The organism is Microbacterium sp. LWO14-1.2, from assembly GCF_038397715.1.
Classification (GTDB): Bacteria; Actinomycetota; Actinomycetes; order Actinomycetales; family Microbacteriaceae; genus Microbacterium.
The window spans coordinates 2968228-2990586 of sequence record NZ_CP151633.1 but is presented as its reverse complement, the minus strand read 5'-3'; the positions used below and the strand labels follow the sequence as shown (position 1 = coordinate 2990586).

Annotated in this window: 18 protein-coding genes, 1 tRNA gene and 3 rRNA genes; 10 read left to right on the top strand and 12 right to left on the bottom strand. The window is 65.8% G+C overall.

Annotated elements, in window-relative coordinates:
* Positions 1–52: 52 nt before the first annotated feature.
* Genes MRBLWO14_RS14420 through MRBLWO14_RS14405 form a run of 4 tightly spaced genes read left to right on the top strand, consistent with a single transcriptional unit; the run spans position 53 to position 3503 of the window.
* Entirely contained in the window at positions 53–1249 is a 1197-nt protein-coding gene (locus MRBLWO14_RS14420) for an OmpA family protein (RefSeq protein WP_341933805.1), read from the top strand.
* Positions 1250–1293: 44 nt separating this feature from the next.
* Positions 1294–1818 (top strand): DUF3060 domain-containing protein, encoded by a 525-nt coding sequence (locus tag MRBLWO14_RS14415; RefSeq protein ID WP_341933804.1) that lies wholly within the window; start codon positions 1294–1296, stop codon positions 1816–1818.
* Positions 1819–1821: 3 nt separating this feature from the next.
* Complete coding sequence (locus tag MRBLWO14_RS14410) at positions 1822–2541, top strand: response regulator transcription factor (RefSeq protein ID WP_341933803.1); 720 nt, start codon at positions 1822–1824, stop codon at positions 2539–2541.
* The gene (locus MRBLWO14_RS14405) at positions 2538–3503 is read left to right on the top strand and encodes a HAMP domain-containing sensor histidine kinase (RefSeq protein ID WP_341933802.1); all 966 of its coding nucleotides are present in this window, start codon (positions 2538–2540) and stop codon (positions 3501–3503) included. The genes MRBLWO14_RS14410 and MRBLWO14_RS14405 overlap by 4 nt, the downstream gene beginning before the upstream one ends.
* 108 nt (positions 3504–3611) lie before the next feature.
* On the opposite strand, the gene rrf is transcribed toward MRBLWO14_RS14405, so the two are convergent.
* From rrf to galU, 7 genes are all read right to left on the bottom strand, one after another.
* A 5S ribosomal RNA gene (rrf, locus tag MRBLWO14_RS14400) occupies positions 3612–3728 on the bottom strand.
* Positions 3729–3833: 105 nt separating this feature from the next.
* A 23S ribosomal RNA gene (locus MRBLWO14_RS14395) occupies positions 3834–6938 on the bottom strand.
* 416 nt (positions 6939–7354) lie between these two features.
* Positions 7355–8879, bottom strand: a 16S ribosomal RNA gene (locus MRBLWO14_RS14390).
* Together the 16S, 23S and 5S rRNA genes form the textbook arrangement of a ribosomal RNA operon.
* A 647-nt stretch (positions 8880–9526) precedes the next feature.
* Positions 9527–9599 (bottom strand) — tRNA-Ala (locus tag MRBLWO14_RS14385).
* 51 nt (positions 9600–9650) lie between these two features.
* Entirely contained in the window at positions 9651–10520 is an 870-nt protein-coding gene (locus MRBLWO14_RS14380) for a hypothetical protein (protein ID WP_341933801.1), read from the bottom strand.
* Between the two features lie 81 nt (positions 10521–10601).
* Complete coding sequence (locus MRBLWO14_RS14375; RefSeq protein WP_341936206.1) at positions 10602–11213, bottom strand: GNAT family protein; 612 nt, start codon at positions 11211–11213, stop codon at positions 10602–10604.
* A gap of 46 nt (positions 11214–11259) precedes the next feature.
* Positions 11260–12147 carry a UTP--glucose-1-phosphate uridylyltransferase GalU gene (galU, locus tag MRBLWO14_RS14370; RefSeq protein ID WP_341933800.1) on the bottom strand — a complete coding sequence of 296 codons (888 nt, stop codon included), beginning with the start codon at positions 12145–12147 and terminating at the stop codon, positions 11260–11262.
* Between the two features lie 41 nt (positions 12148–12188).
* On the opposite strand from galU, the gene MRBLWO14_RS14365 reads away from it, so the two are divergent.
* The 3 genes from MRBLWO14_RS14365 to mscL are packed head-to-tail and all read left to right on the top strand — an operon-like array spanning position 12189 to position 13523.
* Positions 12189–12785, top strand: a complete 597-nt coding sequence (locus tag MRBLWO14_RS14365; RefSeq protein ID WP_341933799.1) for a 5-formyltetrahydrofolate cyclo-ligase — start codon at positions 12189–12191, stop codon at positions 12783–12785.
* A 15-nt stretch (positions 12786–12800) separates the two neighbouring features.
* On the top strand, positions 12801–13073 hold the full coding sequence (locus tag MRBLWO14_RS14360; RefSeq protein WP_096713818.1) for an FmdB family zinc ribbon protein: 273 nt from the start codon (positions 12801–12803) through the stop codon (positions 13071–13073).
* 24 nt (positions 13074–13097) lie between these two features.
* Entirely contained in the window at positions 13098–13523 is a 426-nt protein-coding gene (mscL, locus tag MRBLWO14_RS14355) for a large conductance mechanosensitive channel protein MscL (protein WP_341933798.1), read from the top strand.
* A gap of 25 nt (positions 13524–13548) precedes the next feature.
* On the opposite strand, the gene MRBLWO14_RS14350 is transcribed toward mscL, so the two are convergent.
* Together MRBLWO14_RS14350 and MRBLWO14_RS14345 are read right to left on the bottom strand one after the other, a co-directional pair.
* Entirely contained in the window at positions 13549–13761 is a 213-nt protein-coding gene (locus tag MRBLWO14_RS14350) for a hypothetical protein (RefSeq protein ID WP_341933797.1), read from the bottom strand.
* On the bottom strand, positions 13754–17422 hold the full coding sequence (locus MRBLWO14_RS14345; protein WP_341936205.1) for an AAA family ATPase: 3669 nt from the start codon (positions 17420–17422) through the stop codon (positions 13754–13756). The genes MRBLWO14_RS14350 and MRBLWO14_RS14345 overlap by 8 nt, the downstream gene beginning before the upstream one ends.
* A gap of 248 nt (positions 17423–17670) precedes the next feature.
* Here MRBLWO14_RS14345 and MRBLWO14_RS14340 point away from each other — a divergent pair, with 248 nt between their 5' ends.
* Complete coding sequence (locus tag MRBLWO14_RS14340) at positions 17671–18186, top strand: methylated-DNA--[protein]-cysteine S-methyltransferase (RefSeq protein WP_341933796.1); 516 nt, start codon at positions 17671–17673, stop codon at positions 18184–18186.
* A gap of 102 nt (positions 18187–18288) precedes the next feature.
* On the opposite strand, the gene MRBLWO14_RS14335 is transcribed toward MRBLWO14_RS14340, so the two are convergent.
* Positions 18289–19926 (bottom strand): cation acetate symporter, encoded by a 1638-nt coding sequence (locus tag MRBLWO14_RS14335; protein ID WP_341933795.1) that lies wholly within the window; start codon positions 19924–19926, stop codon positions 18289–18291.
* Positions 19923–20270: a DUF485 domain-containing protein gene (locus MRBLWO14_RS14330; protein WP_341933794.1), complete on the bottom strand. Its 348-nt coding sequence runs from the start codon at positions 20268–20270 to the stop codon at positions 19923–19925. The genes MRBLWO14_RS14335 and MRBLWO14_RS14330 overlap by 4 nt, the downstream gene beginning before the upstream one ends.
* A gap of 110 nt (positions 20271–20380) precedes the next feature.
* Between MRBLWO14_RS14330 and MRBLWO14_RS14325 the strand changes: the two genes are divergently transcribed.
* A complete protein-coding gene (locus MRBLWO14_RS14325) occupies positions 20381–21238 on the top strand; it encodes a LuxR C-terminal-related transcriptional regulator (RefSeq protein ID WP_341933793.1) in 858 nt (285 codons plus the stop codon).
* A gap of 96 nt (positions 21239–21334) precedes the next feature.
* On the top strand, positions 21335–21679 hold the full coding sequence (locus tag MRBLWO14_RS14320) for an Lsr2 family protein (RefSeq protein ID WP_341933792.1): 345 nt from the start codon (positions 21335–21337) through the stop codon (positions 21677–21679).
* A gap of 3 nt (positions 21680–21682) precedes the next feature.
* Here MRBLWO14_RS14320 and MRBLWO14_RS14315 read toward each other — a convergent pair whose 3' ends face one another.
* Positions 21683–22324, bottom strand: coding sequence for a MarR family transcriptional regulator (locus MRBLWO14_RS14315; RefSeq protein ID WP_341933791.1), 642 nt, complete (start codon positions 22322–22324; stop codon positions 21683–21685).
* Positions 22325–22359: the final 35 nt, after the last annotated feature.

Here is a 22359-nt window from a genome sequence, read left to right as displayed (position 1 = left end):
ACTGCGACACCCGTGCGACAGGGCAGCGACACCGGCTGGATACTCTCGAAGCATGACCACGCGACGCTCCGCCTCCGCCCCTCGTCTCGGCCTGGCCGCCGCCTGCTCCGCGCTCATCCTGCTCGCCGGGTGCGCACCCGAGCCCGCGGCCGACGCGCCGACCTCCGCCCCGAAGCCGACGCCCACCGCGTCCGCGACGCCGTCGACCGTCACCGTGGCCGGCTACGACGTCGGGGAGTTCCCTCCCGTGCCTCTGTTCGTGCTGCCGGATCTGTCGCTGCTCGACTCGTCGGCCTCGGCGTTCACGATCGAGGTGAATGAGGCGCTGGCGGGGATCCCAGGAGTCGTGGCCTCGCCCGCGCACTGCGACGCCGGAGGGGCGGTGGTGTCGGGCTCCGGCACCGCGTATCTCTACGGAGATGGCTCCGGCACCTTCACAGGTCCCGACGGGACGGTGCAGAACTTCGGAGACGGATCGGGCACCTCGACGATCAACGGGGTCGCGATCCAGAACTTCGGAGACGGGTCGGGAAACTACACCGACGGCACCGTGACCATCCAGAACTTCGGCGACGGATCCGGCACGTACGCGGACGCGAGCAAGACCGTGCAGATCTTCGGCGACGGATCAGGGAACTACACCGACGGCGCCAGGACGATCCAGAACTTCGGCGACGGATCCGGCACCTACACCGACGGCACCGTCACGATCCAGAACTTCGGCGACGGATCGGGGAACTACGCCGACGGTCGCATCACCATCCAGAACTGGGGCGACGGCACGGCACGTGTCGGCAGCGAGACCGTGAAGGCCGCTCCCCTGCCGCCCGTTCCCGAGCTCGGGGTGTTCCCTCCGCTCGGCGCACTCGCTCCCGTGGCGTCGTGCGGCACGACGCTCACCTTCGCCGACGGCGTGCTCTTCGACTTCGACAGGAGCGACATCCGCGCGGATGCCGCATCGACCCTCGCGACCGTGGCCGAGGTGCTCACGCGCCTCGGGGTGAGCGACGCTGCCGTCAGCGGGCACACCGACGCGATCGGATCGGATGCCGAGAACCAGACCCTGTCGGAGGAACGCGCGCAGTCGGTCGTCGCAGCGCTCGAAGACCGCGGTGTCACGACGACCCTCACCGCGGAGGGCTTCGGCGAGAGTCGCCCGGTCGCGGCCAATGAGATCGACGGTGTCGACAACCCGGCCGGCCGCCAGCTGAACCGCCGGGTCGAGATCTTCATCCCTGCGACGTTCTGATGCTCGGAGGCATCCGAACGAGGTCGACACGAGAGGATAGGGACATGCGCCGCCGCAGAACGAGATCGATCCTGGTGGGGTTCGTGCTGCTCGGGTCCCTGACGACGACGGGATGCACGGTGTCCATCGTCGATCCGTCCGCCGATGACGCACCGACTCCGGCCCCGGCCGCATCCGACGCACAGGTCGAGCGCTCGACACCGACACCGCGACCGACCACCGATGCACCCATGGAGAGCTCCGGCCTGAGCGCCGAAGGCCAAGCCGATCGTGACAGGCTGATCGCCGCCGCGTCGACGACCGCGGCCTGCCCGACCGGTCCGATCACCGCGGACGGAGCGGTCATCCGCATCGAGGGCTCCTGTCCCGACCTCGTCGTCGAGGCGGATGCGGCGGTCGTGGTCGCCGACGACGTGCAGCGCCTCGTGCTCTCCGGGGACGGCACCGTGGTCTACGTGGAGACAGTGGATGCCGTGTCGGTGTCGGGCAGCGCCAGCTCGGTGTTCTGGGCGGGCGCCACCCCGTCCGTGAACGACACCGGCACGGCCAATACGCTGCGGAGGGGCTGAGCGGTGGACGCGCCAGATCGCCCCGGCATCCTCCTCGTCGACGACGACGACGCGATCACGACCGCGCTCGGGCCGTTCCTCGAGCGCAGCGGTTTCTCCGTGCGGATCGCCGGCGACGGGCGCGACGCGCTCCGCGAGGTCGAGCGCGACGTGCCGGACCTCGTCGTCTGCGATGTGCTCATGCCCCACGTCGACGGTCGGGAGTTCGTCCGTCGGGTGCGCGCCAGGCAGCTCTGGCTGCCCATCATCCTGCTCACGCAGGTCGGCGAGTCGTGGGAGCGCAGCGCCGCCCTCGACGAGGGCGCCGACGACTACCTCAACAAGCCGTTCGACCCGCATGAGCTGATCTCGCGCATCCGGGCTGTGCTCCGCCGTACGGCCCAGGGCGGTGCCACGCTGCGGTCGGCGCATCGGCTGCGCGCCGCCGATCTCGTCCTCGACAGGACGGCGCGTCGAGTGTGGAGAGCGGATGCCGAGCTCTCGCTCACCCCCAAGGCGATGACTCTCCTGGAGTACCTGATGCTCCACCCGGGCGAGGTCCACACCCGCGAGCATCTGCTCGCCACCCTGTGGGGGTTCGACTTCACGACATCGAGCCGTGCCGTCGACCACCGCATCGCCGAGTTGCGGCGAGTCCTCGGCGAGGCCGGCGCAGGGGGTCCCTTCATCGAGACCGCTCAGAGCATCGGGTACCAGTTCGTCGCACGGGTGGTGCCCGCGTGAGCCGCGCCGGAGATGTCGCGCTCGGCGTGCTCACCGCGGTCCCCGTCGGCATCTGCGCGCTCACCGCGGGAGGGATGCTGGTCGCCGGTGACGAGCGCGTGCTCGCCGCAGAGCTCGCTCTCCCGGCCGGCGTGCTCGTCGCCGGCGCCCTCGTGTCGGCGATCCCGCTCAGCATCCTCGTCTGGCGGCGCCGACGTGTCGCAGCCGAACGCGCGCGGCAGCGGGCGACGGCTGCAGCGGCGCAGTCCGCCGCCGACCGGGAGCGCGCGAACCATCAACGCTTCCTCGCCCGACTCGACCACGAACTCAAGAACCCTCTCACCGCGATCCGTGCGACAGTCGCGACGGCGAACCCTGCGGCAGGAGCGAGCAGCCCCGCCAGCGCGGTCGTCCGTGACGCAGCCTGGGACACGGTGGACGCGCAGGCGCAGAAGCTGAGCGGTCTCGTGAGGGACCTCCGCAAGCTGTCGGAGCTCGAGACGAGACCCCTGGAGAGGGAGCCGGTCTCACTCGAGGAGATGCTGGCCGAGGCGATCGAGGCCCTGGGTCACCAGGATCCCGCCGCGCGGGCACGAACCGTGCTGTCCGTGACCCGGGTCCCCTGGAGCGTGCCACCTTTGCAGCTCGACCTGGACCTCATGTCGCTCGCGATCGACAACGTCCTCGGCAACGCGGCGAAGTACTCCGTGCAGGGGCCGATCGAGGTCCGCCTGCGGGAGCAGGACGGCTGGGCGATCGTCGAGATCGCGGATGCCGGGCGCGGCATCCCTGCAGCAGAGCTCTCCTCCGTGTTCGACGAGCTCGCACGCGCGAGGAATGCGCGGGACGTCCCCGGCTCGGGTATCGGGCTGACGCTCGTCGCGACGGTCGTACGTCGGCACGGTGGCGATGTCTCCGTGCGTTCCGTCGAGGGCTCCGGAACCGTCGTCGCACTGCGGCTTCCCGTGCGCGAACGCGCCTGAAACCGCAAAAGGTCATCCCCCTGCAGCGATGGCCGACTGTCGTCCGCGGACGACGCGGTTAACGCAGAAGAGCCACCCAGCTCTGGGTGGCTCTTCTGTCTAAAAGGAGTCCGGCGGTGTCCTACTCTCCCACAGGGTCCCCCCTGCAGTACCATCGGCGCTGTGAGGCTTAGCTTCCGGGTTCGGAATGTAACCGGGCGTTTCCCTCACGCTATGGCCGCCGAAACACTATTGATGTTTCAATCGTTGCATAACGACAAAGTCTAGTTATGCGGTTCTCGACCGTACATCGAGAACCACTCAGTGGACGCAAGCACCAACGAACGGTGTGTTATCAAGTCATCGGCTTATTAGTACCAGTCAGCTGCACACGTTACCGTGCTTCCACATCTGGCCTATCAACCCAGTAGTCTGGCTGGGAGCCTCTCACCCGAAGGTATGGAAGTCTCATCTTGAGGCCGGCTTCCCGCTTAGATGCTTTCAGCGGTTATCCATCCCGAACGTAGCTAATCAGCGGTGCTCCTGGCGGAACAACTGACACACCAGAGGTTCGTCCAACCCGGTCCTCTCGTACTAGGGTCAGATCCTCTCAAACTTCCTACGCGCGCAGCGGATAGGGACCGAACTGTCTCACGACGTTCTAAACCCAGCTCGCGTACCGCTTTAATGGGCGAACAGCCCAACCCTTGGGACCTACTCCAGCCCCAGGATGCGACGAGCCGACATCGAGGTGCCAAACCATGCCGTCGATATGGACTCTTGGGCAAGATCAGCCTGTTATCCCCGAGGTACCTTTTATCCGTTGAGCGACAGCGCTTCCACAAGCCACTGCCGGATCACTAGTCCCGACTTTCGTCCCTGCTCGACCTGTCAGTCTCACAGTCAAGCTCCCTTGTGCACTTACACTCGACACCTGATTGCCAACCAGGTTGAGGGAACCTTTGGGCGCCTCCGTTACTTTTTGGGAGGCAACCGCCCCAGTTAAACTACCCACCAGGCACTGTCCCTGAACCGGATTACGGTTCGAAGTTAGATATCCAGAGTGACCAGAGTGGTATTTCAACAATGACTCCACATGAACTGGCGTCCATGCTTCACAGTCTCCCACCTATCCTACACAAGCCACACCGAACACCAATACCAAGCTGTAGTAAAGGTCACGGGGTCTTTCCGTCCTGCTGCGCGTAACGAGCATCTTTACTCGTAATGCAATTTCGCCGAGTTCGCGGTTGAGACAGTTGGGAAGTCGTTACGCCATTCGTGCAGGTCGGAACTTACCCGACAAGGAATTTCGCTACCTTAGGATGGTTATAGTTACCACCGCCGTTTACTGGGGCTTAAATTCTCAGCTTCGCCTTGCGGCTAACCGGTCCTCTTAACCTTCCAGCACCGGGCAGGCGTCAGTCCGTATACATCGTCTTGCGACTTGGCACGGACCTGTGTTTTTAGTAAACAGTCGCTACCCACTAGTCTCTGCGGCCACCACACCCTTTCCGGAGCAAGTCCGTATAAGTGGATGGCCCCCCTTCTCCCGAAGTTACGGGGGCATTTTGCCGAGTTCCTTAACCACGATTCTCTCGATCTCCTTGGTATTCTCTACCTGACCACCTGAGTCGGTTTGGGGTACGGGCAGCTAGAACCTCGCGTCGATGCTTTTCTTGGCAGCATAGGATCATCCACTTTTTATCCGCATCGTGTCTCAGCCTGTATGAGTCACGGATTTGCCTATGACTCGGCCTACGCACTTGCACCAGGACAACCATCGCCTGGCTTGGACTACCTTCCTGCGTCACACCTGTTAATACGCTAACCGCACCAGCATGGGGTCGTGCGCTAGGCCCACAGCGTCACCCCGAAGGGATCAGTCAGTGGGATTCAGACACTTAGCACTACTGGATTAGTTTGGGCGGTTCTTCGCCGGTACGGGAATATCAACCCGTTGTCCATCGACTACGCCTGTCGGCCTCGCCTTAGGTCCCGACTTACCCAGGGAAGATTAGCTTGACCCTGGAACCCTTGGTCTTTCGGAGGACGTGTTTCTCACACGTCTTTCGCTACTCATGCCTGCATTCTCACTCGTGTAGCCTCCACGGCTGGGTTACCCCGCCGCTTCGCTGGCCACACGACGCTCTCCTACCCATCAACACGGCTGGACCACGAAGGCCTACCAATAATGTCAATGCCACAACTTCGGTGGCGTGCTTGAGCCCCGTTACATTGTCGGCGCGGAATCACTTGACCAGTGAGCTATTACGCACTCTTTCAAGGGTGGCTGCTTCTAAGCCAACCTCCTGGTTGTCAGAGCAACTCCACATCCTTTCCCACTTAGCACGCGCTTTGGGACCTTAGTTGGTGGTCTGGGTTGTTTCCCTCTCGACTATGAAGCTTATCCCCCACAGTCTCACTGCTGCGCTCTCACTTACCGGCATTCGGAGTTTGGCTGACGTCAGTAACCTTGTAGGGCCCATCGGCCATCCAGTAGCTCTACCTCCGGCAAGAAACACGCAACGCTGCACCTAAATGCATTTCGGAGAGAACCAGCTATCACGAAGTTTGATTGGCCTTTCACCCCTATCCACAGCTCATCCCCTCAGTTTTCAACCTAAGTGGGTTCGGCCCTCCACGACGTCTTACCGTCGCTTCAGCCTGGCCATGGATAGATCACTTCGCTTCGGGTCTAGGACATGCGACTGAATCGCCCTATTCAGACTCGCTTTCGCTACGGCTACCCCACACGGGTTAACCTCGCCACATATCGCTAACTCGCAGGCTCATTCTTCAAAAGGCACGCTGTCACACCTACCAGGGGTGCTCCAACGGTTTGTAAGCAAACGGTTTCAGGTACTATTTCACTCCCCTCCCGGGGTACTTTTCACCTTTCCCTCACGGTACTTGTCCGCTATCGGTCATCTGGGAGTATTTAGGCTTATCAGGTGGTCCTGACAGATTCACACGGGATTTCACGGGCCCCGTGCTACTTGGGATACTCTTCGCGCCAAGCAAGGCATTTCGACTACGGGGTTGGCACCCTCTATGACCGGCCTTTCAAGACCGTTCGTCTATACCTTCTTGTAACGCCGCCATCTCGGCAGAAATGACTGAAAAGTCCCACAACCCCGAACGTGCAACTCCTGCCGGATATCACACACGCTCGGTTTAGCCTGATCCGGTTTCGCTCGCCACTACTAACGGAATCGCGGTTGCTTTCTCTTCCTGTGGGTACTGAGATGTTTCACTTCCCCACGTTCCCTCTACCCGCCCTATATATTCAGGCGGGAGTCACTAGGTCGGCACGCCGCCCAGCGGGGTTTCCCCATTCGGACACCCTCGGATCAAAACTTGCTTATCAGTTCCCCGAGGCTTATCGCAGATTGCTACGTCCTTCTTCGGCTCCAGATGCCAAGGCATCCACCGTTTGCTCTTAAAGACTTGAAATCACATGAGTTCGAATCGATCGCCACACCCCGAAAGGCATGGAGATTGACTAATGATCTTTAAGATCATCTTGCGCAACAACCCGAAAGTTGTTGCAAGATGCTCGCGTCCACTGTGTAGTTCTCAAAGTACGGGCGGTACCCCTCACCCCCTCCCACCACGGGGAGACGACGAAAGGCCCAGAGGTCCAGTTCGACCCAACGGGCCGGCCCGGTCCCTCAGGACCCAACAGCGTGCAGACACCCCGCTCACCAACCCCCACGTTCCAGCCACCGAAGCGACGTACTAGCAGAAATCAGCTGCGCTGATGTCATGTCAAATGTTCCACCCATGAGCTCCCAGCAGAGACGAACGCTCTGATCTGAGTTCTGGACAACACGCAATTCAACGAACAACGTGGGTCAGATGCTCCTTAGAAAGGAGGTGATCCAGCCGCACCTTCCGGTACGGCTACCTTGTTACGACTTAGTCCTAATTACCGATCCCACCTTCGACGGCTCCCTCCACAAGGGTTAGGCCACCGGCTTCAGGTGTTACCGACTTTCATGACTTGACGGGCGGTGTGTACAAGACCCGGGAACGTATTCACCGCAGCGTTGCTGATCTGCGATTACTAGCGACTCCGACTTCATGAGGTCGAGTTGCAGACCTCAATCCGAACTGGGACCGGCTTTTTGGGATTCGCTCCACCTCGCGGTATTGCAGCCCTTTGTACCGGCCATTGTAGCATGCGTGAAGCCCAAGACATAAGGGGCATGATGATTTGACGTCATCCCCACCTTCCTCCGAGTTGACCCCGGCAGTATCCCATGAGTTCCCACCATTACGTGCTGGCAACATAGAACGAGGGTTGCGCTCGTTGCGGGACTTAACCCAACATCTCACGACACGAGCTGACGACAACCATGCACCACCTGTTTACGAGTGTCCAAAGAGTTGACCATTTCTGGCCCGTTCTCGTATATGTCAAGCCTTGGTAAGGTTCTTCGCGTTGCATCGAATTAATCCGCATGCTCCGCCGCTTGTGCGGGTCCCCGTCAATTCCTTTGAGTTTTAGCCTTGCGGCCGTACTCCCCAGGCGGGGAACTTAATGCGTTAGCTGCGTCACGGAATCCGTGGAATGGACCCCACAACTAGTTCCCAACGTTTACGGGGTGGACTACCAGGGTATCTAAGCCTGTTTGCTCCCCACCCTTTCGCTCCTCAGCGTCAGTTACGGCCCAGAGATCTGCCTTCGCCATCGGTGTTCCTCCTGATATCTGCGCATTCCACCGCTACACCAGGAATTCCAATCTCCCCTACCGCACTCTAGTCTGCCCGTACCCACTGCAGGCCCGAGGTTGAGCCTCGGGATTTCACAGCAGACGCGACAAACCGCCTACGAGCTCTTTACGCCCAATAATTCCGGATAACGCTTGCGCCCTACGTATTACCGCGGCTGCTGGCACGTAGTTAGCCGGCGCTTTTTCTGCAGGTACCGTCACTTTCGCTTCTTCCCTGCTAAAAGAGGTTTACAACCCGAAGGCCGTCATCCCTCACGCGGCGTTGCTGCATCAGGCTTCCGCCCATTGTGCAATATTCCCCACTGCTGCCTCCCGTAGGAGTCTGGGCCGTGTCTCAGTCCCAGTGTGGCCGGTCACCCTCTCAGGCCGGCTACCCGTCGACGCCTTGGTGAGCCATTACCTCACCAACAAGCTGATAGGCCGCGAGCCCATCCCCAACCAAAAAATCTTTCCAGTAACTGACCATGCGGCCGCTACTCGTATCCAGTATTAGACGCCGTTTCCAGCGCTTATCCCAGAGTCAGGGGCAGGTTGCTCACGTGTTACTCACCCGTTCGCCACTGATCCCACAGAGCAAGCTCCGTGTTCACCGTTCGACTTGCATGTGTTAAGCACGCCGCCAGCGTTCATCCTGAGCCAGGATCAAACTCTCCGTAAAAAAGAAATGCATACACCACCGGGAAAACGATGACGCAGCGAGTTTGATGCTGACCAAAGAGACAAATTCATTGCTGACTTCATCCGAATGCCAACCCCGAAGGGCTGGTCTTTGATCCAAAGGAATCTCACCCTGCCGAAGCAGGAACGAGGTTATTTGGCATTTGACAAGTGCACGCTGTTGAGTTCTCAAGGATCGGACGCTCCCCCGACCCAACCATCACAGTCAGGCCCGAAGGGCAACTTCTCAGTCTTACCTGTGTCTTTCCGGCTGTCAAATCGACATGCCGTGAAGATCAGGACCAGTTCCGTGCCCCGCGCTGATCGCGCTGAGGCAACTTCACTAGCTTATCCGTCTCGGAGCGGCTGTCAAATCGACCGCCATCCCGTTCGGGAAGCTCCCACGTCGGACAGAAGTGTGTCCGTGACCCGCTCCGAGGAGCTGATCGAGGTGGGGGTGGTTCTCCGCTTGAGGGGGGTGAAGCTCTCGGCCTCTCCGCTTCCCTGTGGGGCGAACAAGTAATAACTTACGTGGATCCCGGGGCCTCGGCAAATCGCAGAGATCCGCCGGGCGTGTCGCGCTGCTCGCGGTGATCGGCAGCCGGATACGACGAAGCCCCCGGGGTGACCCGGGGGCTTCAACGGCTGTGGACCTAAGGGGATTCGAACCCCTGACCTCCTCGATGCGAACGAGGCGCGCTACCAACTGCGCCATAGGCCCGTGAACCTCGACTACGTTATCACGCTCGACGAGGTGGCTGCGTCCGCGCGGTCACCCCGCGGCCCGCTTCGCGAGAAGCTCCCGCACGTGCGCTTCGATCTCGGCGTCGTCGACGAACCCCATCCGTGCGTACGGCGATGCCGCTGCGGGCGCCGGCTCGCTCTGCGGCGCGGGAAGACGGACCGGAGCCTCGGGCGCGATGCGCTCCGCGCGTTCCCGCAGTTCCGCCAGGCGGGCGGCCTTGCGACGTTCCTCCTGCGCATCCATCTCGGCCCGAGCCGTCTGCGCACGGGACCCGGCCACGGACACAAGGGGTTCCGGCAGCTGACGCGGAGTCCACGTGGCGCGCCCCTGGTCGTGGAGCGGAGGCGACACGCGTTCGCGCACCTCCTCCTCCTGGTGCGCCGTCCGGCGGACGGCCCGACCGGCCACCGACGCCATGCGCTGCAGCAGCACGGCTCCGAGCAGGACGGCGGTCCCACCCACCCACAGCAGGAGCTGCGCCTGAGCGACGACCAGCTGCCACACGCCGAGGCCTGCGACGACGAGTCCGAGCAGCACGAGAGACGAGGAGGCGATGCGCACGCGACGGCGGGCACGAGCCTGCCGCACGACGGGATCGGCCTTGGCAGCGGCGAGCTGCTCGCGGAGCAGGGCGAGCTCGGCGGCCTCCTTCTCCGACTGCAGCCTCTTGGCCAGCTTCTGCTGCGCGAGCGCCGTGCGCGCGTTCAGCTCGAGGTGCACCTCGCCCGGCGTCTCGCTGGTCTCGGCCAGCACGCGCAGAGCCTGGTTGAGACGAACGGCGTTGCGCTCGGCGGCATCGTACTGGAAGCGACCACGCCAGGAGGGCAGCAGATAGAGCAGCCAGAGGAGCACGGCGACGAGCACGATCACTCCCCCGCTCAGCACCGGCCCGTCCATGTCGACAACGGTACGGGAACACCGTTCCCGACAGGGCTCAGTGCGGGCGCGTGTCGCGAGCGGATTCCCGGTGATCCCGCCTCAGATCGAGAGACGGTCCGACGGCGGCACGTCCGCTGCATGCACCGGCACCTGCCCGCTGAGCCATCGCGCGAGCACGCCCTGCGGGACATCCTCCCGGGTGAGCGCGAAAGCGTAGTGATCGCGCCAGTCCCCGTCGATGTGGATGTACCGACGACGCAGCCCCTCGTAGCGGAAGCCGAGCTTCTGCACGATCCGCAGGCTCGCCGCGTTCTCCGGGCGGATGCAGATCTCCATGCGATGCAGCCCGTACTCGGTGAAGCAGGCGTCGGTCGCGAGAGCGACCGCCGTCGGGGTGATCCCCCGGCCGGCGAACCGCTCGCTGACCCAGTAGCCGATCGTCGCAGAGCACAGCGAGCCGCGGGCGACGCCCCAGACGTTGAGCTGGCCCGCGATCTCGCCGTCGTACTCCATCACGAACGGATAGCCCCCACCGTCGCGGTACTGCTGCAGGAGCCGGCGGATGCTGAGCCGCATGTCGAACGACACCGAGCCGTAGGGCACGGTTGCCTCCCAGGGCTGCAGCCAGGCACGGTTCGACAGCAGCTCGTGCTGCAGCGGCCGCGCGTCCCTCGACCGGACCAGGCGCAGCTCGACCGGACCGTGCCGCATCCCCGTCGCCTGATCCATCAGAATGCCCCCGACGCCCACGTCGCGCCTAGAGGCGTTCCGCGAAGTCCTTCAGCCAGGGCCGCAGCTCGGGACCGAGGTCGTCGCGATCGGCGGCGAGCTGGACGATGGCCTTGATGTAGTCGACGCGGTCGCCCGTGTCGTAGCGACGCCCGCGGAAGATCACGCCGGCGACGCCGGGGCCGTCGGGATCGGTCGCCAGTTCCTGCAGCGCGTCGGTCAGCTGGATCTCGCCGCCCTTGCCCGGCTCCGTGCGCTCGAGCACGTCGAAGACGGATGCCGGCAGCACGTACCGCCCGATGATGGCGAGGTTCGACGGGGCGTCCTCCTGAGCGGGCTTCTCGACCAGACCGGTGACGCGCACGGCATCCGAGCCCTCGAGCTCCTCGACGGCGGCGGCTCCGTACATGTGGATGCTCGACGGGTCGACCTCCATGAGGGCGACGACGGCCGCGCCCGTGCGCTCGTGCTCGGCGATCATCTCGGTGAGAAGCGGGTCGCGCTCGTCCATGAGGTCGTCGCCCAGGAGGACGGCGAACGAGCTGTCGCCCACGTGGGTGCGCGCGCGGAGCACGGCGTGCCCGAGCCCCTTGGGCTCCCCTTGACGCACGAAATGGATGTCGGCGAGGTCGCTGGACTTCATGACCCGTTCGAGGCGGCCCGTGTCACCCTTCTCCATGAGCTTCACCTCGAGCTCCGGCACGGAGTCGAAGTGGTTGGAGATGGCGTTCTTGTTGCGCCCGATGATGACGAGGATGTCGTCGATGCCTGCCGCGGCGGCCTCTTCGACGACGTACTGGATAGCGGGCTTGTCGACGACCGGCAGCATCTCCTTCGGCATCGCCTTCGTCGCCGGCAGGAATCGTGTTCCCAGTCCGGCTGCGGGAATGACGGCTTTGATCTTCTGGTGGCCCATCCCCACAGCCTAGTGGGGCGCCTCGCCGTAGACTCTGAGGCATGTCGAACGACGTCGAGCACGAGAAGCGCGCGCTCCGCGCCGAACTCCGAGAGCGGCGACAGCTGCTGAGCGACGCCCAGCGCGAGAGCGCGGCATCCGCCATCGCCGAGCGTCTGGACGAGCTGATCGCCGAGCTCGGCGCCGCCTCCATCTCCTGCTTCCTGTCGACGACGACCGAACCGGGGACCAGGGACTTCGTGAAGGCCGCCGTGCGCCGCGGCATCCGCGTGCTGCTCCCCGTGACGCGGGCCGACGGACTGCTCGACTGGGCTGTCGCGAGCGACGACGACGAGATCTCCGAGGGCCTGTACGGGCTTCCCGAGCCCACCGGCGAGGTGCTCGGGCCGATCGCCGTGAACGACGTCGATCTCATGATCATCCCCGCTGCCGCAGTCGACCGCACCGGTATGCGCATGGGGTGGGGTCGCGGCTACTTCGACAAGACGATCGGATCGATGGAGAAGTGCCCGCCCGTCTACGCCGTGATCTATGATTCCGAGGTGCTCGACTCCCTGCCGAGCGAGGTGCACGACCAGCCGGTGAACGGTGTCGTGACACCGACCCAGACTCTTCTCCTGTCGCCCACGCGACGCTGACCGACGAGGACCGCCATGCCCACCTACGCCTATGCCTGCCGCTCCTGCGGCCACGCCTTCGACGCCGTGCAGAGCTTCTCCGACGACGCGCTGACGGTCTGCCCCGAGTGCGGCGGCGAGCTGCGCAAGCAGTACGGATCGATCGGCGTGACGTTCAACGGATCCGGCTTCTATCGGACCGACTCGCGGGGCGGGTCTGGAGCGAAGAAGGATGCTTCGGCATCATCGAAGTCTGAGTCGTCATCGAGCACGACCGCGGCGCCCGCTGCGGCACCGGCCTCTTCCTGACGCACGACCGATCGGAGAACTCTCATGCTCAAAGGCTTCAAGGACTTCCTGCTCCGCGGCAACGTGATCGACCTGGCCGTCGCCGTCGTGATCGGCACGGCGTTCACGGCCATCGTCACCGCCGTCGTGAACAGCCTCATCAATCCGCTCGTCGCCCTCTTCTTCGAGGCCGATGCCGCCGGAGAGTTCGGCCCCACCGTCACCAACATCTACGGCAACAAGGTCACCTTCCCGCTCGGCGACCTGATCTCCGCGCTGATCAGCTTCCTCGCCGTGGCCGCCGTGGTCTACTTCGTCTTCGTTCTGCCGATGAACACCTTCAAGGCTCACGTCGAGGCCCGCAAGGGCACGCCGGCCGAGGAGCCGCAGGAGGAGCCGGCCGCAGCGACCGAGACCGAGCTGCTCATCGAGATCCGCGACCTACTGGCACGCAACAGCGCCCGGGAGTGATCAACGCCGGGCGGCGACCCGTCGCTCAGTAGTGCGGCGGCACGTCTCCGAGCATCCGCTCGTCGTTCGGACCCTTCGGTCCCTGCGGAGCGGATGCCGGAGACGGCCGCCGCTCCGGCGTCTCCGGTGCCGGATCGGATCCGCGTACGGGCGTCAGCCGCGCACGACGGGAGCCCGGCACTCGCACGACCTTCTGCCGCTGCTCGGGCTGTCCGCCGTGTCGGGGGTCCTCAGCCATTGCGCGGGTCGACGATGTCGATCGGCTGCGTGTCGTCCTCCGCGCGCGGAGCAGACGGCGAGATGCCGAGGACTCCGGCGATGCGGGTCGCTGCGGTGACCGGGTCGCTGTAGAGGTCGAAGGCGTGCACGCGCACGTAGTGCCAGCCCAGCCGGCGCAGGACATGGGGCCGGAGCCGCAGGGTCTCCCGCAGCGACTCGCCTCGGGTCTCGGGGTCGCACTCGATGACGACGGCCTTACCGCCGTGCTGGGCGACGAGGGGCAGGAGTCCGCGGTAGTCCACGTCGACCGCTGCGCCGAGACGGCGGAGCTCGCGAGCGAGCGCGAGGGTCAGCGGATCAGCGAGGTCCTCCAGACGGGCGTCGCGTCCGCGCGAGGCGAGGCCCCCGAGGATCGACATGAGCGTCGCCGCGCCGTACTCCAGGCGCCCGTCGTCGAACGCCGACGGACGGATCGACGACACGATCACCATGGACCGCCGGGCGCGGGTCATCCCCACCGTCAGCAGCCGCTCGCCGTCGGGCGTCGACAGGTCGCCGAAGTCGCTGAGGACCCGGCCGTGCTTGGTGAGGCCGAAGCCGAGCGACAGGATGACCCGGTCGCGACTCTCCGCCACGGACTCCTCGAGCGTGAGCACGGCGAACGGCTCCGCGGTGTCGCGACCGACGAAGTCCGCGACGTCGGAGCGCCCGGCGAAGGCCGAGGTCACGGCGGCACGCACGCGCTCGGCGTGACGCCGGCTGGCCGTGACGACCATGAGCGATTCCTCCGGGCGGTGCACGGCATGCTCCACGACCAGGGTGACCACGCGGGCGACCTCGGCGTCGGGACTTTCGACCGCGCCCGAGATCGGATCCGGTGCGCCGGTTCCCCCCTCGACGTAGTCGACCGTCAGGCTGCCGCGTCCGAGGTACGACCCGGCCCAGGGCAGCGACACGATCTCGCCGCCGTAGAAGGCGTCGTTGATCAGCTCGGCGAGGTCCTCGCCGCCCGCACGGTAGCTGCGGGTCAGCGTCATCACCGGGAGCAGCTCCGACAGGCGCTCGAACACCGAGACGGCGTCGAACGGCACTTCGGCCTCCCACGTCGCGTCAGGGTCGACCGCGACGTGGAACGGAGTGGGGCGCTGCGTCACCGGGTCGCCGAAGGCCACGACCTGGCGGGCCCGACGGATGGCGGGAGCGGCCTCCGCGAGGTTGATCGCGGCGGCATCCACGAGCAGCACGGTGTCGAACTCGACGGAGTCCGGGATCTCGGGCACCAGGTAGGGCGAGGAGATCCACACGGGCGCGAGCACGTCGACGAGCGTCGGCGCCGAGCTCACGATCTCGGCCGTGGTCGAGCTCGCCTGCTTGAGCGCGCTGCGCAGGTGCTGCGACTGCTGCGGCTCGTCGACGATGGCGATCTTCCACTGGTTCGCGAGCTGCCATGCGAGGAGCGGACCGGCCATCGCGGCGTGGGCCTCGTCCACGAGGCGGAAGTCGCGCTCGAGACGGTCGACGACGGCGGTGTTCGCGCCGAGCAGCGATCGGTCGTCCTGCAGCGCCCGCTCGAGGAGCGACTGCCACCACGCGAACTCCAGCTCATCACCGACGCGGGCTTCGGACACGTGCCGCACCGAGAGCTCGGCGAGAAGGGGCTCCAGTCCGAGGTCGGCGAGACGATCGCGCAGCTGCGCGCGCTCGACGAGGTTGTCGAACACATCGGACTTCGCGGCGAGGCCCGCGAGCATGCGCACGAGTCGGGCGACCGGGAGCGACGCGAGCGGCTCGCGACGGCCGAGCGCCGCATCGAGCTCGGAGAGCTCTGCGGCGACCCGCTGCCACGACGAGTACACGTCGGCGAGACCGAGCGGGATCTCCGGAGCGACGCCCGCATCGACGCACCGCTGCCACTGGGTTCGCTGGGTCTGGATGCGCAGCAGCGCCTCGTGCATCTCGGTGATGTGCACACCCGGGCGCACGTACTCCTTGGCGAGACGGCGGAGACGGCGGCGGTTCGCGCTCGACATCCCCGGCGAATCCCGCCGCGACCCGTGAGCCTGGATCAATTCGCCGAGCGGGCGCTCGAAGACGGTCGGGCTGAACCGGTCGAGGGTGTCGCGGATGCCCTGCAGGAGACGCAGGTACTCCCCCAGTTCGTCGATGGTCGCGAACGGACGCATGTGCGTCTGCGCGATCAGCGCGTAGCCCCGCTCGAGGAGCGCGGGCACGCTGTCGGCGTGCAGACGCCCCGCCAGCTCGTGGGCCGCCCGTGCGGCCTCGGTGCTCGTGAAGGTGACGCCGTACCAGGGCGAGTCGTCGGGGCCGAACCGGAACTCGCCGAGGCGTGCCGCCTGGGCGAGCGCGGAAGCCGCAGCCGATCGATCTCCGGCGAGGCGACGCAGGGTCTCGGGGCTGAGCCGAGCCGTGGTGGACGGCGGATGCGGGAGCGACGCCAGCCTGGTCAGGTGGCGGGTCGCGTCGAGGACCGAGGCGTCGGTGCCGACGGCCGGGGCGGTGAGAGCGCGGCGGTAGTCGCGCAGCACGGTGCGGAGCCGCACGAGCGCATCGTCGACGTCGCTGACCTTGGGCGCCGTGGCCTTCTCATTCCTGCCGATCGCTCGGACGAGGTCCCGTCGCACGCTCGCCGGCGAGATCGCCAGGCTGTCGAGGCCGATGCCGGAGAGACGATGCCGCACCCCGTCGAGCGTCGACCGACGGGCCGACACGACGAGCACGCGCTTGTCGTTGCGCACGAGTTCTCCGAGCGCGTTGATGACGGTCTGCGTGCCGCCGGTGCCAGGCAGCGTGGCCACCGTCAGCGACTGTCCGGCGGCGATCCGGGCCAGCACGGCCTCCTGCTCGGCATCCGCGTCGAGGAGCAGGTTGTCGGAGGCGGGCGCGCGGTCGTCGGGACCCGTGTGATGCGGCGCGGGTCGGCGCGCGGAGACCTGCTCGCGATCGCCGACGTGGCCGCCGAGCGCGTTGAGCACGAGGTGATCGAGGTTCACGGCGTCGCGGGACATGGCCCCGCCGACGTCGGCGAACGTCGAGACGACGAGCCGTGGCGTGACGGAGAAGGTGTCGATCGAGCGGGTGATGCTCCGCAGGCTGTCGATCACGGGCTGAGGCTTGAAGATCCCGCCGTCGTAGGCGAGGGCGGCGAGCGCCGCGGCATCGATGGAGATCCCGAAGTGCTCGCGGGCGATACGGATGAGCTCGGGGTTGACCTCGAACGACCCCTGCAGCTTGAGCTCGAAGTCGGAGTGGTGCCGGCGGATCGCGAGCGGACGCAGGAGGACAGGGGCGGCGAAGTCCGCTCCTCCGATCCGCCAACCGGCCACGCCGACGGCGAGGTGCACGGCCTCGATGCCGCGCACGGTGCGCAGTTCGGTGTTCTTGGCGGTGATCCGCTCGGCGGCGAGTCGTGCGGTGCGGAGGCCGACCTCGTCGCGGAACAGGTTCGAGAGCAGCGTGGATTTGCCGGTGATGAACTGCGGCAGGCTGCCGGGATGGGCTTTGGAGATGTCGATGCCCGATTCGACCGTGTCGCGGAAGGTCACGAGCGGCGATGCGCCGCCGAGATCGGCGGCCTCGGCGCGCAGACGGGTGCGCTCGGCCTCGGCGGCATGTGCGACCTGCACTCCGGATGCCGAGTCGTGCAGGTCGCCGAGGGTCACCGAGGCGTCGTTCGCTGCGTCATCCACAGCCTTGCCTTCTCGTCGCCACACAACTCACACATTAGGCGCGCCGCGCCGCCACGGCGGTATCCCTGGCGGGTTTCACGGCATTTCAGGCCCTCCTGAGCGGCTGTGGGCCCCACTCACTCCTTCTGCACGGGCGCTCGCCGCCGCGATCGATCCACCGAAGCCGTCGGATGAGCGTCTCTCCTCCGTGCCGCGGAGGCCACCGGCGTCAGGATGGACCCATGACCTTCCGCTACGACTTCGTCCCCACACCGTTCGGCGACGCCCTCGCCGTGTTCTCCGATCACGGGATCGTGCGCTTCGATCTCTCCGAGGCCGCCGACCCCTCGGTCCCGTGGCTGCTCGAGGACGTCGCCAGGCAGCTGCAGGCGACCCCCGAGCCGGACCCCGGCGCCGCGGACGATCTCGTCGCCGTGCTCGACGACTACTTCGACGGAGTGCCGGTGCGATTCGACGAGCATCTGCCCTTCGACTGGCGTCTGGCCTCGGGGTTCGCCCGCACGGCGCTGCAGGTGATCAGCGAGATCGAGTGGGGGCAGACCCTGAGCTACGGCGAGGTGGCCGTTCTGGCGGGGCGCGCGGGCGCGGCGCGTGCCGTGGGGACCGCGTGCCGCCACTCTCCCTTCTCGATCATCGTCCCCGTGCACCGCGTCGTGCGAGCGGACGGATCACCGGGTCACTACGGCGCGCACCCCGAGCGCAAGCGGTACCTGCTCGACCTCGAGTCGCGGAGCTGATCGGCTCCCGCAAGACTGCGTGGACCCCGGCGTGTAGGCCGCCGGGGTCCACGCGATCACCCTCGGGGGATCAGCGATCGCTGAATGCGGGACCGCGGTCGGTCAGTGATCGACCGCCTTCTCGGCTCCGAAACCGGTGAGCGAGCGCACCTCCATCTCAGCGGCGAGCTGCGGCGACTCCTTCGTCCTGCTCGTCACCGTGCCGAGCCAACCGAGGAAGAAGCCGAGCGGTATCGACACGATGCCCGGGTTGTTCATCGGCCACAGCACGATGTCGATGCCGGGGATCATCGAGGTGGGCGACCCCGAGAACACCGGCGACAGCACGATGAGGATGATGGCCGCTCCCAGACCTCCGTACATGCTCCACACGGCACCACGTGTGGTGAACCGACGCCAGAACAACGAGAACAGGATCGTCGGCAGGTTCGCGGAGGCGGCGACCGCGAACGCGAGTGCGACGAGGAAGGCGATGTTCTGCCCCTGCGCTCCGATGCCGCCGACGATCGCGAGGATGCCGATCACGACGACCGTGCGACGCGCGACGCGTACCTCGCCGTTCGGGTCCGGTTCGACGGGGTTGCCCGCGGAATCTTTCTTGCCCTTCTGGATGACGTTCGCGTAGATGTCGTGCGCGAACGACGCAGCCGCCGTGATGGTGAGCCCGGCCACCACGGCCAGGATCGTCGCGAACGCCACGGCCGAGATGAAGCCGAGCAGCACCGGTCCGCCGAGGTACAGGGCGAGGAGCGGCGCTGCGGAGTTCGGTCCGCCGGGGGCTGCGGCGATGACGTCCGCCCCCACGAGCGCACCGGCTCCGTAACCGAGCACCAGCGTCAGCAGGTAGAAGCCGCCGATGAGCCAGATGGCCCAGACGACCGATCGTCGAGCCTCCTTCGCGGTCGGCACGGTGTAGAACCGCATCAGCACGTGCGGGAGACCGGCGGTGCCCAGCACGAGCGCCATGCCGAGAGACAGGAAGTCCCAGGGGTTCGCGCCGTACTGCAGGCCAGGGCCGAGGATCGCCTCGCCCTTGTCGGAGTTCGCGACAGCGGCCTCGAGCAGCGTGTTGAGGTTGAAGCCGTTGATCGCGAGCACCCAGACGGTCATGGCGAGCGCCCCGCCGATCAACAGGAACGCCTTGACGATCTGCACCCAGGTCGTGCCCTTCATGCCGCCGATCAGCACGTACACGATCATCAGCACACCGACCACGGCGATGACGACGGACTGCCCCACCCGGCCGTCGATGCCGAGCAGGAGCGACACCAGGCCTCCCGCCCCCGCCATCTGCGCGAGCAGGTAGAAGAAGCACACCGCCAGCGTCGTGATGGCGGCCGCCATGCGCACGGGGCGCTGCTTCAACCGGAACGACAGCACGTCGGCCATCGTGAACTTGCCGGTGTTGCGCATGAGCTCGGCGACGAGCAGCAGCGCGACGAGCCAGGCGACGAGGAACCCGATCGAATACAGGAATCCGTCGTACCCGTTGATCGCGATCGCCCCGCAGATGCCGAGGAAAGAGGCAGCGGAGAGATAGTCGCCCGCGATCGCGAATCCGTTCTGCGGGCCGGTGAAAGAGCGCCCGGCGGCGTAATAGTCCGCAGCCGTCTTATTGTTGCGGCTCGCGCGGATGACGATGAAGAGCGTGACGGCGACGAAGGCGACGAAGATCGAGATGTTCAGGATGGGGTTGCTCTCGACGGCGAGCGATTCGCTCGCGGCGTGCACCGCGCTCATGCGTCGCCCTGCGCCTTCTCGAGGTCTTCGCGGATCTCACTCGCGATCGGATCGAGTCGTCGATTCGCGAATGCGACGTATCCCATCGTGATGGCGAAGGTCGTCACGAACTGGCCGAGCCCGAAGAGCAGGCCGACGGTGATGTCTCCCCATACGCGCTGCGCCATGAATTCCGTGGCGAACGCCGCCAGGAGCACATAGACGAAATACCAGATGAGGAAGAACGCGGCGAGCGGGAAGATGAATGACCGCTGCGTGCGTTTGAGGGTGCGGAATCGAGAGGACTGCTCGACGGCGACGTAATCGATCGCTCCCGCCGAATCGGCCGTTGTGTGGTCGCTCATGGGGCCTCCTTGCCACATGTTCGTCGGCTCGCACCGGGGGTACCGGGCGAGTGGTAGGGTCGACGCTACGAAACGGGGAACGGCGCCGTCACCCCCGAAAGTAGGTAGTCGTGAGCGCTCCCACCGGGATGGAATCGGAGACAGAGCTCGTCGCCCGCGCGGTGCGCGAGTTGGCTCAGCGCACCCGGTTCCCAGTCGCCTTCGGCGGTCTCATCGACGAGGGCGTGGTGAGCGTCACCAGCATCGTGGGAAACCGCACCCACAGTCTCGACGGCCTCCGCGTCCGTCCGGAACGCGGCCTCGGCGGACGCGCGATGATCGAGCTGCGCCCTCGCATGACGAACGACTACGGCTCCTCGCAGCAGATCACGCACGACTACGACGTCTTCGTTCTCGGCGAAGGACTCCGCACCCTGCTGGCTCTGCCGATCGTCGTGAGCGGGCGCCCGCGCGGCGTGCTCTACGCGGGAGCATGGGATCGCGCGCCCGAAGGCGGTGTGACGACGGCGCCGGCGATGCAGGTCGCGCAATCAGTGGCCGACGAGCTGAGGATCCGTGACGAGGTGGCGCGTCGCCTGCGCGCCGTGGACCCGAGTTCCGAGACGGTGGCGACACCGCAGCGGGAGGAGTTGCGGGAGAGCTTCGCCGAGCTCCGGAGCATCGCCGCAGCCGTCGACGACCCCGACCTCCGCGCGCGGATCGCGCAGGTCGAGCACCGACTGGTGACGCTCGCGGGCGATGCCGCGACGACCGCGACAGGCCCCCTTCCGACCGTGCATCTCTCCCGCCGTGAGACCGATGTCCTCGCGTGCGCGGCGCTCGGTGCGACGAATGCGGAGATCGCGCAGCAATTGGGTCTTCGCGAGGGGACGGTCAAGGCGTATCTCGGCACGGCGATGTCGAAACTCGACGCGTCGACACGTCATGCCGCGGTGGCGAAAGCGCGGCGTTTCGGGTTGCTGCCCTGACGGCGATGCGCACGGCGACGATTTCCGCTCCCGTCTGTCGAATTCGGCGGAAATCCGCATTGTCGCAATTACGCGACGACCGGTATCGTCTTTTCCATGGCAAAGAGAATTGTGCATCAGCTGGTTGACGACATCGACGGCAGCGTCCTCGAGGCGGGCGAAGGCGAGACCGTGCATTTCTCGCTGAACGGCACGGCTTACGAGATCGACCTGAACGACGATCACGCGAAGGAATTGCGCGCCGCATTCGAGCCCTACATCTCCGCGGGTCGACGCGCCGGCGGCTCTTCTCCGTCACGCTCGACGGGGTCGCGCAAGCGCACGGCGCGGAACCCCGAGGTCGCGGCCATCCGTGCCTGGGCGAACGACAACGGCTACAGCCTCTCGGAGCGCGGGCGGATTCCCGCCCCCGTCATCGAGGCGTACAACGCCGCGCACTGACGATCAGTCGGGGATCACGTCTCCGGCCTGGGCCCACGGCTCATCCCGGAGCGTGATCTCCTGCGTCATGTCGGTGAGGAAGCGGATCACGACATCACGCTCGTCGCGCGTCAACCGCGCGGCGGAGTAGAACCGCTTGGCCTGCTGCGCGCCGACCGTGTCCATCGCCGCCTGACGCGTCTCCGGAGTGATGGTGATCGCGAGCGCTCGTCGGTCCGTCGGGTGCGGGGCGCGGCGGATGTGCCCCCCGCGCTCGAGGCGGTCCAGCAGCTTGGTCGTCGACGCCGTCGAGATGCCCAGATGCGTGGCGATCCCGCCCGGAGTCGCGGTCACGCCCTTGTTGGCGCACACGATCAGGTAGTGCAGGGCCCGCATGTCGGTGTCGTTGAGGCGCATGTAGCGCCGCGAGGCGAGCGACAGCTTCTGCTCGGCATCCCGCAGCTCGCCGATCGCCCCCATGAGCGCGGCGATCTGCCGAAGGTCCTCCGGGGCGACACCGGTCCGGTCGATGAGCGAGCTGCGCGGGTCGCTGGCCTCCACGTCGTAGATCGCGGCGTGCGCGAGCCCGTCGGAGGAGAAGCCGGTTTCATCGCGCACGTCCGACACGGCACCCTCGACGGGGCTGGCGGCGGATCGGTCGTTCATGTCATCATGCTACACACCATTGGAATCATGTTATG

Excerpts from the sequence above, each read along its gene's own strand:
- MRBLWO14_RS14375 (WP_341936206.1), bottom strand. The coding sequence starts at position 11,213 with ATGCGGCACGGTCCGGTCGAGCTGCGCCTGGTCCGGTCGAGGGACGCG.
- MRBLWO14_RS14380 (WP_341933801.1), bottom strand. The coding sequence starts at position 10,520 with ATGGACGGGCCGGTGCTGAGCGGGGGAGTGATCGTGCTCGTCGCCGTG.
- MRBLWO14_RS14365 (WP_341933799.1), top strand. The coding sequence starts at position 12,189 with ATGTCGAACGACGTCGAGCACGAGAAGCGCGCGCTCCGCGCCGAACTC.
- MRBLWO14_RS14350 (WP_341933797.1), bottom strand. The coding sequence starts at position 13,761 with ATGGCTGAGGACCCCCGACACGGCGGACAGCCCGAGCAGCGGCAGAAG.
- galU (WP_341933800.1), bottom strand. The coding sequence starts at position 12,147 with ATGGGCCACCAGAAGATCAAAGCCGTCATTCCCGCAGCCGGACTGGGA.
- MRBLWO14_RS14335 (WP_341933795.1), bottom strand. The coding sequence starts at position 19,926 with ATGAGCGCGGTGCACGCCGCGAGCGAATCGCTCGCCGTCGAGAGCAAC.
- MRBLWO14_RS14320 (WP_341933792.1), top strand. The coding sequence starts at position 21,335 with ATGGCAAAGAGAATTGTGCATCAGCTGGTTGACGACATCGACGGCAGC.
- mscL (WP_341933798.1), top strand. The coding sequence starts at position 13,098 with ATGCTCAAAGGCTTCAAGGACTTCCTGCTCCGCGGCAACGTGATCGAC.
- MRBLWO14_RS14415 (WP_341933804.1), top strand. The coding sequence starts at position 1,294 with ATGCGCCGCCGCAGAACGAGATCGATCCTGGTGGGGTTCGTGCTGCTC.
- MRBLWO14_RS14340 (WP_341933796.1), top strand. The coding sequence starts at position 17,671 with ATGACCTTCCGCTACGACTTCGTCCCCACACCGTTCGGCGACGCCCTC.
- MRBLWO14_RS14315 (WP_341933791.1), bottom strand. The coding sequence starts at position 22,324 with ATGAACGACCGATCCGCCGCCAGCCCCGTCGAGGGTGCCGTGTCGGAC.
- MRBLWO14_RS14330 (WP_341933794.1), bottom strand. The coding sequence starts at position 20,270 with ATGAGCGACCACACAACGGCCGATTCGGCGGGAGCGATCGATTACGTC.
- MRBLWO14_RS14360 (WP_096713818.1), top strand. The coding sequence starts at position 12,801 with ATGCCCACCTACGCCTATGCCTGCCGCTCCTGCGGCCACGCCTTCGAC.
- MRBLWO14_RS14420 (WP_341933805.1), top strand. The coding sequence starts at position 53 with ATGACCACGCGACGCTCCGCCTCCGCCCCTCGTCTCGGCCTGGCCGCC.